This window comes from Nocardia sp. NPDC046473 (assembly GCF_040645995.1).
Classification (GTDB): domain Bacteria; phylum Actinomycetota; class Actinomycetes; order Mycobacteriales; family Mycobacteriaceae; genus Nocardia.
This window is the reverse complement of sequence record NZ_JBEYZJ010000013.1, coordinates 55,380-72,109: the sequence shown is the minus strand read 5'-3', so window position 1 is coordinate 72,109 and position 16,730 is coordinate 55,380. Positions and strand designations below refer to the sequence as shown.

The 16,730-nt window shown below is 67.7% G+C and carries 13 protein-coding genes; 6 read left to right on the top strand and 7 right to left on the bottom strand.

The annotated features are described in order from the left end of the window. Nucleotides 1–48 precede the first annotated feature (48 nt). Nucleotides 49–1,203: an 8-amino-7-oxononanoate synthase gene (locus ABZ942_RS39060; RefSeq protein WP_357391289.1), complete on the bottom strand. Its 1,155-nt coding sequence runs from the start codon at nucleotides 1,201–1,203 to the stop codon at nucleotides 49–51. Between the two features lie 54 nt (nucleotides 1,204–1,257). Next, a complete protein-coding gene (locus tag ABZ942_RS39055) occupies nucleotides 1,258–1,737 on the bottom strand; it encodes a MarR family winged helix-turn-helix transcriptional regulator (protein ID WP_357391288.1) in 480 nt (159 codons plus the stop codon). Nucleotides 1,738–1,799: 62 nt separating this feature from the next. Between ABZ942_RS39055 and ABZ942_RS39050 the strand changes: the two genes are divergently transcribed. Beyond that, nucleotides 1,800–2,171, top strand: a complete 372-nt coding sequence (locus ABZ942_RS39050; protein ID WP_357391287.1) for a cupin — start codon at nucleotides 1,800–1,802, stop codon at nucleotides 2,169–2,171. A gap of 13 nt (nucleotides 2,172–2,184) precedes the next feature. Here the strand turns inward: ABZ942_RS39050 and ABZ942_RS39045 are convergent, their stop codons facing one another. Together ABZ942_RS39045 and ABZ942_RS39040 are read right to left on the bottom strand one after the other, a co-directional pair. Continuing rightward, entirely contained in the window at nucleotides 2,185–4,014 is a 1,830-nt protein-coding gene (locus ABZ942_RS39045; protein ID WP_357391286.1) for a glycosyltransferase family 39 protein, read from the bottom strand. Between the two features lie 31 nt (nucleotides 4,015–4,045). Continuing rightward, on the bottom strand, nucleotides 4,046–5,338 hold the full coding sequence (locus tag ABZ942_RS39040; RefSeq protein WP_357391285.1) for an adenosylmethionine--8-amino-7-oxononanoate transaminase: 1,293 nt from the start codon (nucleotides 5,336–5,338) through the stop codon (nucleotides 4,046–4,048). Between the two features lie 165 nt (nucleotides 5,339–5,503). On the opposite strand from ABZ942_RS39040, the gene ABZ942_RS39035 reads away from it, so the two are divergent. The 3 genes from ABZ942_RS39035 to treY all read left to right on the top strand — a co-directional run bounded on the left by ABZ942_RS39035 (nucleotide 5,504) and on the right by treY (nucleotide 11,227). Beyond that, the gene (locus tag ABZ942_RS39035) at nucleotides 5,504–6,448 is read left to right on the top strand and encodes a helix-turn-helix domain-containing GNAT family N-acetyltransferase (RefSeq protein WP_357391284.1); all 945 of its coding nucleotides are present in this window, start codon (nucleotides 5,504–5,506) and stop codon (nucleotides 6,446–6,448) included. A 214-nt stretch (nucleotides 6,449–6,662) separates the two neighbouring features. Beyond that, nucleotides 6,663–8,783, top strand: a complete 2,121-nt coding sequence (gene glgX / locus ABZ942_RS39030) for a glycogen debranching protein GlgX (RefSeq protein WP_357391283.1) — start codon at nucleotides 6,663–6,665, stop codon at nucleotides 8,781–8,783. An 11-nt stretch (nucleotides 8,784–8,794) separates the two neighbouring features. Next, nucleotides 8,795–11,227 carry a malto-oligosyltrehalose synthase gene (treY, locus tag ABZ942_RS39025; protein ID WP_357391282.1) on the top strand — a complete coding sequence of 811 codons (2,433 nt, stop codon included), beginning with the start codon at nucleotides 8,795–8,797 and terminating at the stop codon, nucleotides 11,225–11,227. Here treY and ABZ942_RS39020 read toward each other — a convergent pair. Together ABZ942_RS39020 and ABZ942_RS39015 are read right to left on the bottom strand one after the other, a co-directional pair. Next, entirely contained in the window at nucleotides 11,147–12,358 is a 1,212-nt protein-coding gene (locus ABZ942_RS39020) for a DUF2235 domain-containing protein (RefSeq protein WP_357391281.1), read from the bottom strand. The two genes, treY and ABZ942_RS39020, sit on opposite strands and share 81 nt — an antisense overlap. Before the next feature lie 126 nt (nucleotides 12,359–12,484). Further along, the gene (locus tag ABZ942_RS39015) at nucleotides 12,485–13,096 is read right to left on the bottom strand and encodes an MspA family porin (protein ID WP_357391280.1); all 612 of its coding nucleotides are present in this window, start codon (nucleotides 13,094–13,096) and stop codon (nucleotides 12,485–12,487) included. Nucleotides 13,097–13,215: 119 nt separating this feature from the next. On the opposite strand from ABZ942_RS39015, the gene ABZ942_RS39010 reads away from it, so the two are divergent. Beyond that, nucleotides 13,216–15,903: an AAA family ATPase gene (locus ABZ942_RS39010; protein WP_357391279.1), complete on the top strand. Its 2,688-nt coding sequence runs from the start codon at nucleotides 13,216–13,218 to the stop codon at nucleotides 15,901–15,903. Here the strand turns inward: ABZ942_RS39010 and ABZ942_RS39005 are convergent. Then, complete coding sequence (locus ABZ942_RS39005; RefSeq protein WP_357391278.1) at nucleotides 15,900–16,127, bottom strand: hypothetical protein; 228 nt, start codon at nucleotides 16,125–16,127, stop codon at nucleotides 15,900–15,902. The genes ABZ942_RS39010 and ABZ942_RS39005 overlap by 4 nt on opposite strands. A gap of 88 nt (nucleotides 16,128–16,215) precedes the next feature. On the opposite strand from ABZ942_RS39005, the gene ABZ942_RS39000 reads away from it, so the two are divergent. Continuing rightward, nucleotides 16,216–16,653 (top strand): nitroreductase family deazaflavin-dependent oxidoreductase, encoded by a 438-nt coding sequence (locus ABZ942_RS39000; RefSeq protein WP_357391277.1) that lies wholly within the window; start codon nucleotides 16,216–16,218, stop codon nucleotides 16,651–16,653. The last annotated feature ends 77 nt before the right edge of the window (nucleotides 16,654–16,730 follow it).

Genomic DNA, 16,730 nt, shown 5'->3' with positions numbered 1-16,730 from the left:
CCACCTTCCGTGACCGACCTGCGCGAGCGATCGCACGGTCTTCGATCCTCACGCGCGCACCACATCCAGCCCACGGGCCTGGACCAGAACTTCGCCGAGAACCGTTGCGATGGTGTCGAGTTCGGTCGGGGTGAGGTTGGCGCGGGCGGTCAGTCGCAGTCGTGACGTGCCCTCCGGGACCGAGGGTGGGCGGAAGCAGCCGACGTCGAGGCCCTGCGCCCGGCACGCCTGCGCGGCGTCGAAGGCGACCTGCGCCTTGCCGAGCACGACCGATACCACCGCCGAATCCGGTACGGGCACCTCGGCAATCCGTGCGATGTCGGCGGCACGCTCCAGTACTCGCGCCGCCAGTTCGGGTTCGCGACGCAGCACCCGCAGTGCCGCGCGTGCCGCACCGACGGCGGCGGGTGCGAGACCGGTGTCGAAGATGAAGGTCCGTGCGGCATCGATCAGATGCGCGCGCACCCGCTCGCTGGCCAGCACCACACCGCCTTGCGCGGCAAGGGATTTCGATAACGTCGCGGTGATCACCAGGTCCGGCGCACCGGCCAGGCCGAGCTCGTGCACCAGCCCGCGGCCACCCTCGCCACGCACCCCGAGTCCGTGCGCCTCGTCCACGATCAACACCGCGCCGCGCGCCCGGGCGACCCGGTGCAGTTCGACAAGCGGCGCAAGATCACCGTCGGCACTGAATACCGAATCGGTGAGCACCAGCGCCCGTTCTTCGGTCCGCGCGGCAAGCAGGCGGTCGACCGCGTCGACATCGCCGTGCGCGGCGACCTCGATCCGGGCCCGCGACAGCCTGCACGCGTCGACGAGCGACGCGTGACTGCCCGCGTCCGAAACGATCAGCGCCCCACGCCCGGCCAGCGCTGTGACCACGCCGAGGTTGGCGGCATAACCGGAGGCGAACACGAGACCTGCTTCGGCACCGACGAATTCGGCGAGCTCGGTCTCCAGCCGCTCATGATCGGTAGTTGAGCCAGTGACGAGCCGGGACCCGGTCGACCCGGCGCCCCACCGGCGCACCGCCGCTATCGCCCCGTCGATCACCTCGGGATGACGAACCAGCCCGAGATAGTCGTTGGAGGCGAGGTCGATCGACGGCGACCGCGCCGCACGGGGACGTAGCTCACGACGCAGCCCCGCGGCCACTCGCGCGGACGCGCGCTCGTCCAACCAACTCAACGGATCGGTAGTCACAGCTCCGGAGCATACTTGAACGCCGTTCAAGGTGCATAGTCCCGAGTCATCACCTCAGCCCATGAACCAGTTCGGCGTATCGAATCGGAACACCTCCCCCGGCGTCACGGTACGCAGATCCTGTTCGAGTTGAGCCAGCCGGCCCGCCCCCAGCTGACCCGCCCACCGATCATGAATCCGGTCGAAGATCCGCGCGGACCGGTTCAGCACATCGACAGCACGGTCGGTCAACGTATAGACCTTGCGCCGCGCATCGGTCGGATCATGACCTCGCCGCAGATACCCCAGGCGCTCGAGCGCCTCGATGTGCTTGCCTGCGGCCTGTTTCGAGATCCCGAGGGCACGGCCGAGGTCGGCGGCGGTACACCCATACCTCCCGCCGACCCGGCCCACGGCCTGAAACACGAACCCGTGCATCGGCCGCAACTCGGCATGCCCATGCTCGGCCAGCTCGACATGCACCTCGTCAACGACGGCACGAAACCCGAGCAGCATCCGCAAGGGCAGCTCGTAGCCGCCGGAGTCACTTGACATATTAGACAACCTCGTTGACTATATGGACAACTTCATTGTCTATCTTACGGGAGTCACCGAGCATGACCGTCATCCAACACACCGAAACCCGTCGCACCGAAACCCCCGCCGGCGTGATGACCACCCTCGCCTCGCCCACCCAGGGCGGCAGCTCACTCGCGCTCTGGCGGGTCGAGGTGCCCGCCGACAAGTCGGGTCCGGTCCACTTCATCGACACCGAGCAGATCTGGACCCTCGTCGCAGGCCGCGCGACCATAGACCTGGATGGCGTGAAACTCACTGCCGCCGAGGGCGATACGGTGATCCTGCCCGCCGACGTGCTTCGTCAGGTGAGCACCGACGAAGGCTTCACTGCCATCGTCACCGCGCAGGCGAGCGCCAAGGCAGGTGTGCCGGGCAGCGACACCATGGTCGTGCCGCCCTGGATCGCCTGAGCCGGACAGCGAGCTATCTGCGCCCGCAGTAGTAAGCCAGCAAGCCGGGCCCGTTACCGGTATCCGGCAGTTTCTTGCAATGCTGCGTTATCCAGGTGATTCGATCGTCATCAGCGGGCGAGATCAGTACCAAGCCGACTTGGTTGCCCTCGATCATGCGGGCGACCTCGGCGGTGGTCGGGACCGGCGATCGACCGGTGAATCCGCCGATCGACGGGATCTCCGTGCCGGTGGCCAGGATGAACGGCGACGCGAGCACCGAGGTGTACGTCATCAGCGGATAACGCTCGCCCCCAGGCGATTTCCGCAACTTGTCCATCAGCCCCGCAGCCTGATCCACGGACCCGGCCAGGAACCCCTGGGTGACCTGGCGGGCCTGCGCCGATTCGAACGGCGTGTCCAGCGGCCCGTAGTCGTCGGCGACCACCGACGCCGACGCGACGGCAGGCGCGGCGAGAACCGCGACGAGCAACACCGGCAACACTCGCGCCCCGCGCACGAATACCGCTGCCACACAACAGATCAGCGCCACACCCACGGTCGCCCAGCGCAGCTCGCTCGACGCCGCGCCCAGCAACCACCCGCCATAGGCGACAGTCACCACGGCAGCACCGATGCCCACCACGCGCACACCGGGGACGTGCACCGATCGCACGAACGCGACCACCCCCATCCCGATCAGCGCCGCGATCGACGGCGTCAACACCGCGAGATAGTACGGATTGACCGTGCCGACGATCAGGAACGCGGCCAGATGAATGACCAGCCACCCACCCCACAAGAACACCGCACCGGTGCCGGGATCGACCCGAGGCCGCCGTAACGCGAGCACGGAGAGCACGAGCAGACCGAGCAACGCCAACGGCACCAGCCAGCCGATCTCGCGCCCACCGCCACCACCGAAGACGTGGTCGAACCGGCTCTCGGGCCCGAGCACCAGTTCGGCGCGATAGCCCGCCTGAGACTTCCCGGTGGAGAAGTTCGCCGCGCCGACGGTGAACGAATCATCGGCGCGACTCGCGGCGTTATAGACGAAAACCTGCTCGAACAGCGAATTGTCCTGGCTGCCATCGGCATACGGCCGATCCCGGCCGGGCACCAGACTCACCACCGACATCCACGCCAGCGAAATCGTCAGCGCGACAACGCCGAACAACACGGTGGCGGTGATCCGTTGTCGCAGCTGCACCCTCGGCGCACAGACCAGCACCGCGATCGCGATGACCGGCACCACGATCCACGCCTGCACCATCTTGGCTTGGAACGCCAGTCCGACAAACACGCCCGCGTACACCATGTTTCGAGTCCGCCCCGACTCGATCGCGGCCGCGGCCTGATCGGCGACCAGTACCAGCAACAGCACGAGCAACGTATCGGCGACATTGCCGCGATTCAGCGCGACCGTCGCCGGCACCAGCGCCGCGACCACCACCGCCACGATCGCCGCCACCGGGCCCGACAGCCTGCGCACCGCCCGATAGAGCACCAGAATCGTCAGCACACCCTCGACCACCTGTGGCAACAGATACGCCCACAGGTGTGGCCCGAAGATCCGCACCGACAGCGTCTGCACCCAGAACGCGCCGGGAAGTTTGTCGATGCCGATGCTCGCATCCGGATCGAAGGCGGCGAAGAAGAAGTTGTGCCAGCTCATCGACATCGAGCGCACGGCAGCCGCGTAATACAGGTGCGGCGCTTCCGATCCGATGCCCCACCCGTACAGCACGGCGGTGACCGCGGCGACCACGAGCAGCGCCGGGCGCGCCCACGCGGGCTGCCCCTGCGGTGATCGCCAAAATCGCCACCGGCTCGCGGCCGGACGCACTGACGTATCCGCAGTCACCCCACCAATATCGAGAGGCCCGAAGGCAGTGTCAACCGAGTTTCGCCGCGCTGGACTGGGCTTCGACCGCAGCGCGCATCCCCATCGCGATCGCCGCGACGTCCGCGTCGGTGCTGATGAACGGCGGCATGGTGTAGATGAGATTCCGGAACGGCCGCAACCACACTCCCGCGTCGACGGCCGCGGCGGTCGCGCTGCGCATGTCCACCGGGCGGTCGAGTTCGATCACCCCGATCGCGCCGAGCACCCGCACCTCGACCACACCGGGCCGCCCCCGCAACGGCGCGAGTCCCGCTTCGAGTCCGGATTCGATCCGCGCCACGTCACCGCGCCAATCCCCACCGGTCAGCAGTTCGAGCGAGGCCACCGCGACCGCACAGGCCAGCGGGTTACCCATGAAGGTCGGCCCGTGCATCAACCCGCCATGTCCCGCACTGATCGTCTCGGCGATCGACGTGGTGCACAACGTCGCGGCCAAGGTGAGGTATCCCCCGGTCAACGCCTTACCGACGCACATCACATCCGGGCTGACGCCTACCTGATCGGCCGCGAAAAACGTTCCGGTGCGGCCGAATCCGGTCGCGATCTCATCGAACACGAGCAGCACCCCGTGCGTGTCACACAACTTGCGCAGATCGGTCAGATAGCGCGGATGATGCCAGCGCATCCCGCCCGCGCCCTGCACAACAGGTTCCACGATGACCGCGGCAAGCTCGTCGGCATGGGCGCTGATCATCCGCTCCAGCTCCGCCGCGTACTCGGCCTGATAGTCGGCCGGCGGCATCGGCGCGAAAAACTGATCCGTCAGGACGTCGGTCCACAGCGAGTGCATGCCGCCCGTCGGATCGCACACGCTCATCGGAGTGAACGTGTCGCCGTGATACCCGCCGCGCCAGGTGAGCAGCCGCTGCTTCCCCGGTCGGCCGAGCGCCCGCCAGTACTGCAGGCACATCTTCACCGCGACCTCGACGGACACCGAGCCGGAGTCGCACAGGAACACTTTGTCCAGGCCGCCCGGCGTGAGCTCGACCAGCAGTTCGGCCAGCCGCGCGGCCGGTTCGTGGGTGAGCCCGCCGAACATGACGTGGCTCATCCGCTGCGACTGCGCCACCAGCGCGGCGTCCAGCACCGGGTGCCGGTAGCCGTGGATGGCGGCCCACCAGGAGCTCATCCCGTCGATGACCTCGCGGCCGTCGGCCAGCGTCAGCCGCGTACCAGAGGCTTCGGCGACAACCAACGGTTCGGTCGTCGCCGGGAATCCGCCGTAGGGATGCCAGACATGCTTGGCATCGATAGCGGCGATCTCGTCAAGGGTCAGTGCCACAGGAATCCTCGCGGTCGAGCGACGGCCCGAAGGGCGGGCTTGAACGCCGTTCAAGTTACCACTGGAGCTGGGCGCGAGACTCATCCACATAAATTCCTGTCGTCCGGCGGCCACTCCGGGCTATTCTTTGACCGAGTCAACGATCACCGCACGAATGGAGCCGTCGTGACCACCGTCGCCGCCACGGATATCGCCGCAGTCCGCGAATTCAACCGCCGCTACACCCGGGTCATCGGTGTGCTCCGCGAAGGCCTGCTGGACAGCGAGTATTCGCTCACCGAGGCCCGAATCCTGTTCGAACTGGCCAACTCCGGGACCGTCGAGGTGGTAACCCTGCGCCAGACCCTCGATCTCGACGCCGGGTACCTGAGCCGCATCCTGGCCAGCTTCGAGAACACGGGCCTGGTCCAGCGCAACCGCTCCGAGAGCGACGCCCGGCGCCAAGAAGTGCGACTCACCAAGCGGGGCAAGGAAATAGCCGCGGTCCTCGATCACCGCTCCAGCGCCGAAATCGGCTACCTGCTCAACGCCAAACCGCCCGCCGTGCGGGCCCGTCTGGTCACCGCGATGCAGACCATCCAGCAGATCCTGGACCACCCCGCCAATGCGGTGGCCGCGCCCCCTTTCGTCATCAGAGCACCGAAAGCGGGCGACTACGGGTGGGTCATCGAGCGCCACGCCCGGCTCTACACCCACGAATACGGTTGGGACGGAACATATGAGGAGCTGATCGTGCGCATCGTCGCCGACTACCTCGCGTCACACGATGAGCACCGCGAGCGCGCCTGGATCGCCGAATCCGGCGGCGAACCGGTGGGCAGCATCTTCTGCGTCGCCGAGAACGACACCACCGCACGGCTGCGCCTGCTGCTGGTCGAGCCCACCGCCCGCGGCCTCGGCGTCGGCGCCGCACTGGTCGACGAATGCCTGCGCTTCGCCACCGCAGCCGGTTACCGCGAGATAGTGCTCTGGACCAACGATGTCCTCACCGCGGCCCGGCACATCTACCAGCGCGCCGGTTTCGAACTGGCCGAGGAGAGTCCGCACCACAGCTGGGGCGCCGACCTGATCGGTCAGACTTGGCGACGATCACTGGGCTCGCCCGAATAGGCACCCATCCCGACATTGCTGCGGGGTTACCAGGACTGCTATTCGGCCGGATCCCGCGCTGGACGCAGCGCGTCGTACTGGGCGGACCAGCCCGATCGACCGTCCCGCTGAACTACCCTCAGCGCTGGCTGGACGGCTGCCCAGGTCCCGGCCGAGACTGCCAGTCGTCACCACCCGCGCCGAGTAATAGGGCGCTGCCGCTAATGTCGTTGCTATGGCTCAGCCCGACTCCGCGTCCGGTGACGCGACACCACTCGGTGTGTGGCCCGGCACCGCATACCCACTGGGCGCGACCTACGACGGTGCGGGCACCAACTTCTCGGTGTTCTCCGAGGTTGCCGACGCCGTCGAGTTATGCCTGATCGACCGGGACGGCACCGAATCCAGGGTGCCGCTCGACGAGGTCGACGGGTACGTCTGGCATGCCTACCTGCCCGCGGTCGGACCGGGCCAGCGCTACGGCTTCCGGGTGCACGGCCCCTACGATCCGGACCACGGATTACGTTGCGACCCGAGCAAACTACTGCTCGACCCATATGGCAAGGCGTTCGACGGCGAGTTCGACAACGACCCGTCGCTGTACACGCACGGCCTCGACTCGCTCGGCCACACCATGGCGGGCGTGGTGATCAACCCGTACTTCGACTGGGGCACCGACCGTGCGCCGAATCGGCCGTATCACGAGACGGTGATCTATGAGGCGCACGTCAAGGGCATGACCGCCACCCACCCCGACGTGCCGGAAGAGTTGCGCGGCACCTACTCCGGCATCGCGCATCCGGCGATCATCGAGCACTTGAAAGGCTTGGGCGTCACCGCGATCGAGCTGATGCCGGTGCACCAGTTCCTGCACGACAGCGTGCTGCTCGACCAGGGCCTGCGAAACTACTGGGGCTACAACAGCTTCGGCTATCTCGCGCCACACAATGAGTACGCCGCCATCAAACGCGCCGACTCGGCGGTCACCGAATTCAAGGCAATGGTGCGCGCGCTGCACGCCGAGGACATCGAGGTGATCCTCGACGTGGTCTACAACCACACCGCCGAGGGCAACCATCTCGGGCCGACCATCGGCTTCCGCGGCATCGACAACGCCGCCTACTACCGCGTCCTCGACGAGGACCCTTCGCACTACATGGATTACACCGGCACGGGCAACAGCCTGAACGTGCGGCACCCGCACACACTGCAGCTGATCATGGACTCGCTGCGCTACTGGGTGCTCGACATGCACGTCGACGGCTTCCGCTTCGACCTGGCCGCCACGCTCGCCCGTGAACTGCACGACGTCGACCGGCTGTCCACGTTTTTCGATCTGGTGCAACAGGATCCGGTGGTCAGCCAGGTGAAGCTGATCGCCGAGCCGTGGGACGTCGGCGAGGGCGGCTACCAGGTCGGCAACTTCCCCGGCCTGTGGACCGAGTGGAACGGCAAGTTCCGCGACACCGTGCGCGACTACTGGCGTGGCGAGCCTGCCACATTGGGCGAGTTCGCTTCTCGGCTCACCGGCTCCTCCGATCTGTACGAGGCCACCGGCCGCAGGCCGAGCGCGAGCATCAACTTCATCACCGCGCACGACGGGTTCACCCTGCGGGACCTGGTGTCCTACAACGAGAAACACAACGAGGCCAACGGCGAGGACAACCGCGACGGGGAGAGCTGGAATCGGTCGTGGAACTGCGGTGTCGAGGGCGACACCGACGACCCGCACGTTCTCGCGTTGCGCGCCAGGCAGAGTCGCAACCTGCTGGCCACGCTGGTGCTCAGCCAGGGCGTGCCGATGCTCGCGCACGGCGACGAGATGGGCCGCACCCAGCACGGCAACAACAACGTCTACTGCCAGGACTCCCCGCTGGCCTGGATGGATTGGTCACTGATGCAGCAGAATTCGGACCTGCTCGAATTCACCCGCAACGTGATCGCGTTGCGCGCCGAGCACCCCGTCTTCCGGCGCCGCCGCTTCCTCGACGGCAGGCCGGTGCGGTCGAAGGATCGCGCGCGCGACATCGCCTGGCTCACCCCGGAGGGCGCGGAGATGACCACCGCGGACTGGGACAGCGGCTTCGGCAAGTCCCTCACCGTGTTCCTCAACGGCAAGGGCATCCACGAACCCGACCCGCGCGGCGAACGAATCACCGACGACTCGTTCCTGCTGTGCTTCAACGCCCACGACGAGGCCATGGACTTCACACTCCCGAACTCCGACTACGGCACGCACTGGGCCGTCGCACTGGACTGCTCGACGCCGACCGGCCGGTCCGACGCCGACTACCCCGCGGCGGCGACCCTACCGGTCGAATCCCGTTGTCTGCTGGTCCTGCGTCACGACGGATGACCGGCACACCCATGACCACACCGGAATCCACCGAGACGCACGTGACCGATCCCCTCTCGCTGCGCCGCACCCCGGCCCGGCCGACCACGATCCGCAGCACCTACCGGCTGCAGCTGCGGCCGGACACGCTGACCTTCAGCGACGCCAGGACGATCGCGGAATACCTCCAGCAGCTGGGTATTTCGCACCTGTACCTGTCGCCGATCCTCACCGCGGCACATGGTTCGACGCACGGCTACGACGTCACCGACCCCACCACGGTCTCGGCCGCGCTCGGCGGACCCGCCGGGCTCAAGGCCCTGTCCGACGAAGTGCGCAGCCGCGGTATGGGTTTGATCGTCGACCTGGTGCCCAACCACGTCGGGGTGGCCGACCCGCGACAGAACAAGTGGTGGTGGGACGTGCTGCGCAACGGCCGCGAATCCGCCTTCGCGCACTACTTCGACATCGACTGGAGCGCGGCCAACGGCGCGGGCGGCCGCCTGGCCCTGCCCGTGTTGCAGAGCGAGAACGACCCGGCGGCACTCACCGTCGACCGCTCCGGCTCCGAACCGATGCTGGCCCTGCATGATCTGCGCTTCCCGATCGCGCAGGGCACCGACGGCGACAACGCGCTGCGCATCCACGACAAGCAGCACTACCGTCTGGTGAGTTGGAAGGCGGGCGTGTGCACCTACCGCCGGTTCTTCGCGGTCAGCAGCCTCGCCGCGGTCCGCCAGGAGGACAAGGAGGTCTTCGAGGCCACCCATCGCGAGCTGGCCGCCTGGTGCGAACACGACCTCATCGACGGCGTGCGGATCGACCACCCGGACGGATTGTCCTATCCCGCCGCCTATCTCGCGCGAGTGCGCAGGCTGATCGGCCCGAACCGGCTGCTGCTGATCGAGAAGATCCTGGCCAACCGCGAGCCGCTGGATTCGACCCTGCCGGTCGACGGCACCACCGGCTACGACGCGCTCGCCGACCTCGGCGGCGTGCTCATCGACCCGGACGGCGAGCAGGCGCTGACCGAGCTGTCCAAAAAGGTGGCCGGGCACGGCAGCGACCGTGCCTGGATCGGCGAGACCGAGCACCGGATCAAGCGGGCGGTCGCGGAAAGCATTCTGGCGCCGGAGGTTCGGCGGCTGGTCGCGGCGATCAAGCGGGACGCGGGCGCGGAGAGTTTCGACACCATGGCGATGACCAACGCCACCATCGAGGTGCTCGCCTTCATGCCGGTCTACCGGGCCGACTACGCGCCGCTGGCCGGCATGATCGGCGCCGTCATCGCCGAGGTGGAGAAGCGCAACAGCGAACTCACCGCGCCGCTCGCGGTGCTGGTCGCCGCGCTCGCCTCGGATGGTGAAGCGGCGGTGCGGTTCAGCCAGGTCTGTGGCGCCGTCACCGCGAAGGCGGTGGAGGACACCATGTTCTATCAGGCCGCCCGGCTGGTGTCGCTGCAGGAGGTCGGCGGCAATCCGGCGCGATTCGCCCACTCGCTCAACGAGTTCCACCTGTCCAACAGCGAACGCGCGCAGCGCTGGCCGGCCACCATGACGACGCTGTCCACGCACGACACCAAGCGCGGCGAAGATGTGCGGGCCCGCATCGGCGTGCTCTCCCAGGCCGCCGACACCTGGGCGGAGAACGTCGAGTCGTGGGAGGAGACGACGCCGGGACCGGACGGCGCGACCACGCTGTTCTTGTTGCAGAACATGTTCGGGGTGTGGCCCGCCGACGGCCGGCCCGCCGCCTCGGTCCCGGGTTTGCGAGACCGGCTGCACAAGTTCGCCGAGAAGTCGATTCGCGAAGCAGGCACCAAATCCTCGTGGGAGGAACCGGATGCCGAGTTCGAGACCGCGGTGCACACCTGGATCGACGCGGTGATCGACGGCCCCGTCGGCTCCGAACTCGGCGACCTGGTGCACGAGCTGGCGCCGCACGCGTGGTCGGATGCGTTGTCGCAGAAGCTGCTTCAGCTCTGCGGCCCCGGCATCCCGGACATCTACCAGGGCTGCGAGCTGTGGGAGGACTCCCTCGTCGACCCGGACAACCGGCGCCCGGTGGACTTCGCGGTCCGCACCGGCATGCTGCAATCACTCACCGGCACACCGGCGCTGGACACCACTGGCGCGGCGAAGATGTGGATCGTCGCGTACGCACTGTGGCTGCGCCGGGAGCGCCCCGACTGCTTCGTCGGCGGCACCTACCTGCCGCTGTTCGCCATCGGCGAGCAGGCGAGCAGGCTGGTGTCCTTCGCCAGGGGCCGCGTCGGCGCGGCGCCGGAGGTGATCGTCGCGACTACCAGGCACAGCGTCGATCTCGCCGAAACCGGCTGGGGTGACACGACTCTCGACCTCCCGCAGGGGAACTGGACGGACCGGCTAACCGGCCACACATTCCAGGGCCGGGCCCGGCTGGAGAAGCTCTTCGGCAGGCTCCCGGTCGCCCTGCTGGTGCGCTGAGACCGGACTGACCTTCTCCAGCAGCTCCTCGGGGAACATGCCGCCGAACCGCGCGCGCCAGCGGCGCAGGTTCGGCGGGCAGTACTCGTCATCCTCGTTGACCAGCGAGGCCAGCCGGATGCCCTGCTCGTGACCGTTGGCCAGCTGGCGCCACGAGTCCAGGTAGAACCGCGTGCTGCGCGGATGACGCAGGGTACGAACGACATTCAGGATGCGGTAGCCGAGGCCCAGCGACGGATGCGGCCGCATGTGCTGCACGGCATCGGCGGCCCGGCAGGTGTTCGACAGCTCGGCCAGCCGGTCCCGGTCGAAGACGAGCCCGACGGATTCGGCCTCGCGCACCATCCAGCGCAGCGTGATGTCGGAGAGCCCGCATTCCTGATAGCCGCCGCCGATATCGCTGTGCACGCCTTCGAACCAGACCTGCTTCACTCGCTGGAATCCCCTGCGGTACTTAATATTCGGTTCGACCGGCACCTCCCAGAGGCACGGCTCGAAGTTGCGCCGCCGCTCGTCGATGGCCAGCGCCTGCCTGGCGCAGTGCACGCTCGGTGCGAGTTTGACGTCGTGGAACTTGTACCGCAGCGAGGTGAGTCCCGGCACGCCGAGCGCGCCGACGGTGTCGAAGACACCGAGGAAGTTGATCTTGGGAGCGACCTTGTGGCAGTTGTCCCTGCGAAAGTCCACCCACTCCTGCGGGATCGTGCCGTCCTTCGGCGCCACTTGCTGATGAATCCGCAACGCCTCCGGATACTTGCCGTTGATCATCGCCGCGGGCGTCAGGATCCCGATGCGGTCGATCAGGCCGGACAGGCTGCGCGCGGTGAACGCACCGCGACTGAACCCGAAGATGTAGATCTCGTCGCCCGGCTGCCAGTTCAACGCCAGGTGCCAGTACGCGGACGACAGGTTCGCCTCCAGGCCGAGCCCGAATGCACCACCCATCAGCCGATCGGACAGGAAGCCGCGGGCGCCCGGCCCCGACACGTAGGTGACCCACTGCTGGATCGTCTCGCCCAGCGGACCGGGCGCGTCGTACCGGATCGTCTGGGCGATCTTGATGATGTTGGATACCGTCGTGCTCGACTCCGCTTTCCAGGTGCCGTCACAACATACGACCAGGCGTTTCATGAACCAGATCCTCCCGCCGGGCCCCTACGTGAGCCCGCGTACTCGACTACTCGAATAATCGAGCGCGCGGTGAACAGCGTTAATGAACAACGCGTGTTTCAACAGGTAGCGGCGGGACTCGGCGCCTCAGAGCCAGGTGGGTTCGCCGAAAACGGCGCCGGAATCGTCGACCTCGGGGGATTTGTAATCCACGTAGGCGTACTGCCGGAGGGTGACCGGGCCGGTGCACGAGTTCACCTTGATGTGGAAATCGCGGAAGCTGAGCTGAATCAGCTTGCCGGGGATCATGTCCTTCTCCGCGATCGCGACCTCGCCGACCTCACCCGGCGCGAGATTCAGGGTGGCGACCGGATTCGGGTTGAAGCTGGGCTGCTGCCCGATGACGAGGTCGGGCGTCGCGCCGAGGGTCCCTGCGCCGATGGTCACCGCACAGCCGACGTGATACCCGATCCGGAGCTTGCCCGCCGTCGCGCCCTCGACCTGGCCGTAGCCGATCGAACTGACCAGCGCCTCACGGGTGGTGCCCATGAAGTTCAGCGGCGGGATCCGATAGATGTACTCTTCCCGGCTGCCGATGGTGAACTTCTTAGCGCCGTCACCCGGTGGGGTGAACGACTTCTCGTGTGGGGGCATGCTGATCACCTCGGCGGTCGCCGTCGGCGCCAGGGCAGCAACGGACGCGCAGGTCACAGCGACGCCCGCCAATGCCTGGACAGTCCTTTTCACATTCGACCCCATAGCCTCGAACCTTAGTAGCCGATCGCTATTTCCTCTGCGTACGACACGGTAGAACCGTGCGCCGACCTCGACTCGGGCCGACACTGAACGCTCGTCCAGCGCAGCGCTACGGTGGGCAGATGCTCCAGGGAAGACAGGCCGAACAAGCACATATCGATCGGCTTCTCGCGGCGGCACGAGACGGCCGGAGCAGCGCGCTGGTGGTACGCGGCGAACCCGGGATCGGTAAGACCGCGCTGCTGGATTACGCGGCGGCCCAAGGCCTTCCGACGGTGCGCAGCGCGGGTATCGAATCCGAGGCCGAATTGCCTTTCGCCGGACTGCATCTGCTGGTTCGGCCCGGCATCGAGCTGCTGGACACGCTGCCCGATCGGCAGCGCGACGCGCTGCGTGGCGCTTTCGGCCTGGCACAGCAAGATCCGGGTGATCGGCTGCTGATCGGGCTCGCCGTGCTGTCGTTGCTGGCCGAGGAAGCGACCGACGGGCCGCTGCTCTGCCTGATCGATGACGCGCATTGGCTGGATCACGCGAGCGCCGAGGCCCTGCTGTTCGCGGCGCGCAGGCTCGATGCGGAGGGCGTGGTGATGATCTTCGCGACCCGCCAGGGCGCGGACGTTTTCCCCGCGCCCGGCCTGCCCGAGCTGATCGTGACCGGGTTGCCGCAAGAGGCCGCGGCCGCCCTGGTGGACAGCCACGCTCCCGATCTGTCGCCGGTGCTGCGGTATCGGCTGCTCGGCGAGGCGGGCGGCAATCCGCTGGCGTTGCGTGAACTGCCCGCCGTGCTCGCGGCGGAATCGCCTGGGGCAGGCCCGAATCCGCTGCCGTTGACGCAGCGGCTGCAGGTCGCCTTTCACGGTCAGGTGAGCAGGCTGCCCACGCGCACGCGATTGCTGCTGTTGGTCGCGGCCGCTGCGAGCAACGCCGAACTCGGCACGGTCTTGCGCGCGGGTGCCGCACTCGATGCGCAGCTCACCGATCTCGCGCCCGCCGAAGACGCCGGGCTGGTGCACAGCGACGGACGGACGCTGACCTTCCGTCATCCGCTGCTGCGCTCGGCGGTCTATCAGGGCGCGCCACTCGCCCAGCGGCTCACCGCGCATCGCGCACTCGCCGAGGCACTCACCTCGGCCGAGGACGCCGATCTGCGGGCCTGGCAGCTGGCCTCGGCGGCGACCGGTCCGGATGAAACCACCGCTGCCGCACTGGAACTCACGGCGGATCGGGCGCGCGAGCGTAGTGGTTATCACGGCGCTGTCGCGGCCTACGAGCGCGCGGCCGGACTCAGTACCGTCCCGGCGGACCGGTTGCGCAGGTTGCTGCTCGCCGCCGAGACCGCCGGCGAGACAGGCCTGCCCGATCTGGCCAGGCAGCTTGCCGAGCGTGCGGCGGCGCAGACGACCGATCCGCTGGTACTCGCGCGTCTCGATCTCGTTCGCGGTGTCGCGGAATTCGGTGCGGGCAAGCCACTTTCGGCGCATCGACTGTTGCTCGGCGCGGCCGCGGCGGTGCGCGAGTCCGAACCACCGCGGGCGGCCCGCATTCTCGCTCAGGCGTTGCACACGGCCTGGTATCTCGGTGCGCCGGAGTTGGCGGAGGTGGTCGATTCTCTGACGGCGCTCGCGCTGCCGGACGGTGAACCGCTGGCGCCTATCGCGCGGTACATGGTCGCGGCGATCAACGGTCGGTTCACAGTCGACCTGCGTGCAGCGGCCGCCGCGGCCAAGGACGCGGGCGCGGACAGTCCCCGGGATCTGGTGCAGCTGTGCGGGATGGGTCTGGTGGTCGGTCAGGACGATCAGGTCGCCGAATCGGCGGGCGAGCTCATCGCCGAATGCCGCGAGCAGGGTCGGATCGCGTTGCTGCCGACGCTGCTGTTCTTCCGCGCCGAGGCCGAGGCCTTCCTCGGCAGGCCGGGTGAGGGCCGAGTTGCCGCGACCGAAGGGCTGCGAATCGCGACCGACCTCGGGCACGGGCAGTGGATCAGCCAGTTGTCGGCGTATCTGGCGTATCTGGCTGCGTTGGAAGGTCGGGCGGAGCAATGCCGGGAGTTGGTCGACCGGGCACTCGCCGAGGAGTTCGGCGGCGGTGCCGCCCCCGGTGCGCCGTGGACGCACCTCGCACTCGGTCTGCTGGACCTTGGGCTCGGCAAGGTCGACGGCGCGTTGGCCAGGTTGGCGTTGCTGACCATCGAACCCGCACGTCATCACGTGGCCGGGCGACGTGCCCTGCCCGAATTGATCGAGGCGGCGGTCCGGCTGGGTACCCCCGCCCGCGCGGGCGACGCACTGGACCGGCTGACCGAGTGGGCGACGGTCTCGCGGCAGGACTGGATCGAAGCGCTGGCGTATCGCTGCCGTGCTCTGGTCGATGAGGCGAACGCCGAGCAGCACTACCTCGCGGCATTGCGGCTCGGCGGCCGACCGTTCGAACAAGCCAGAACCCAACTGCTGTATGGGGAATGGTTGCGGCGCACTCGCCGCAAGGCCGATGCGCGGACACAGCTGCAGCCCGCGCTGGAGACCTTCGAGCGACTCGACGCCGTTGCGTGGGCGGAGCGAACGCGGACCGAACTCGGGGCACTCGGTGTCGGCACCTCGACCCGACCCGCACACGGTGTGCTGGCCGCGCTGACGCCGCAGGAATTACAGATCGTGCGCTTGGCGGCGCAGGGCATGTCCAACCGGGACATCGCCGCGCAATTGTTCCTCAGCCCGCGCACGGTCGGCCATCACCTGTACAAGGCGTATCCGAAGCTGGGCGTGGTCTCGCGAGGTGAACTCACGGATCTCCCGCTCGACGCGAACTAGCCGGTTCGATCGGCCGAGCGACGCGCGACGGCGAGCCCGACCAGCCAGCGGCCCGCACCGATCGCGGCCGCGACCAGCACCGCGACCTGCGGGGACCCGATGATCAGCGCAAGGATCAGGCAGGTCACCAGCGCGGCGGCCAGCGCCTCGAGCTTGTATACCGGCCACGCGCTCCCGGCGATCTCGATTGTCGCGGAGCGGGCCGACGGGTGAACAACTGCCATCTAGTAAGGATAGACGGACGACGATGTTCGGTCTACCGAACTTTGTGTTGCCGGGAACACAGTCGAACCGGGATTCGTTCCCTCAGGCATGCCATTGACAGGAGAATACGAACCGAGCCCGTTCGCCATGGCCCGCGACCAGGTCGACACCTATGAGAACTCGGGCGGCACCGAGGGCACCACGCACGAGGGCAAGCCGGTCATCCTGCTCACCACCAAGGGTGCGAAGTCCGGCAAACTGCGCAAGATCCCGCTGATGCGGGTGGAGCACAACGGCGAATACGCGGTGGTCGCCTCGCTGGGCGGCGCACCGAAGAATCCGGTCTGGTACTACAACATGAAGGCCGAACCGCACGTCGAGCTGCGCGACGGCACCGTGAACAAGGACTACACCGCGCGCGAGGTCTTCGATGAGGAGCGCCAGGTGTGGTGGGATCGGGCGACCGAGGTCTGGCCGGACTACATCGAGTACACGAAGAAGACGGATCGAACGATCCCGCTGTTTGTCCTGACCCCACGGGACTGAGCCCAGCACGTCGGATCATCCGACGTCACGGCAGCTGATTCCGCGCAGCACCGCCACCCGCCGCAGCAGCCCGACGC

What these genes read in the sequence shown, in the direction of transcription:
- treY (WP_357391282.1), top strand. Translation starts at nt 8,795, where the DNA reads ATGACCACACCGGAATCCACCGAGACGCACGTGACCGATCCCCTCTCG.
- ABZ942_RS39020 (WP_357391281.1), bottom strand. Translation starts at nt 12,358, where the DNA reads ATGAAACGCCTGGTCGTATGTTGTGACGGCACCTGGAAAGCGGAGTCG.
- ABZ942_RS39055 (WP_357391288.1), bottom strand. Translation starts at nt 1,737, where the DNA reads ATGTCAAGTGACTCCGGCGGCTACGAGCTGCCCTTGCGGATGCTGCTC.
- ABZ942_RS39015 (WP_357391280.1), bottom strand. Translation starts at nt 13,096, where the DNA reads ATGGGGTCGAATGTGAAAAGGACTGTCCAGGCATTGGCGGGCGTCGCT.
- glgX (WP_357391283.1), top strand. Translation starts at nt 6,663, where the DNA reads ATGGCTCAGCCCGACTCCGCGTCCGGTGACGCGACACCACTCGGTGTG.
- ABZ942_RS39050 (WP_357391287.1), top strand. Translation starts at nt 1,800, where the DNA reads ATGACCGTCATCCAACACACCGAAACCCGTCGCACCGAAACCCCCGCC.
- ABZ942_RS39005 (WP_357391278.1), bottom strand. Translation starts at nt 16,127, where the DNA reads ATGGCAGTTGTTCACCCGTCGGCCCGCTCCGCGACAATCGAGATCGCC.
- ABZ942_RS39010 (WP_357391279.1), top strand. Translation starts at nt 13,216, where the DNA reads ATGCTCCAGGGAAGACAGGCCGAACAAGCACATATCGATCGGCTTCTC.
- ABZ942_RS39000 (WP_357391277.1), top strand. Translation starts at nt 16,216, where the DNA reads ATGCCATTGACAGGAGAATACGAACCGAGCCCGTTCGCCATGGCCCGC.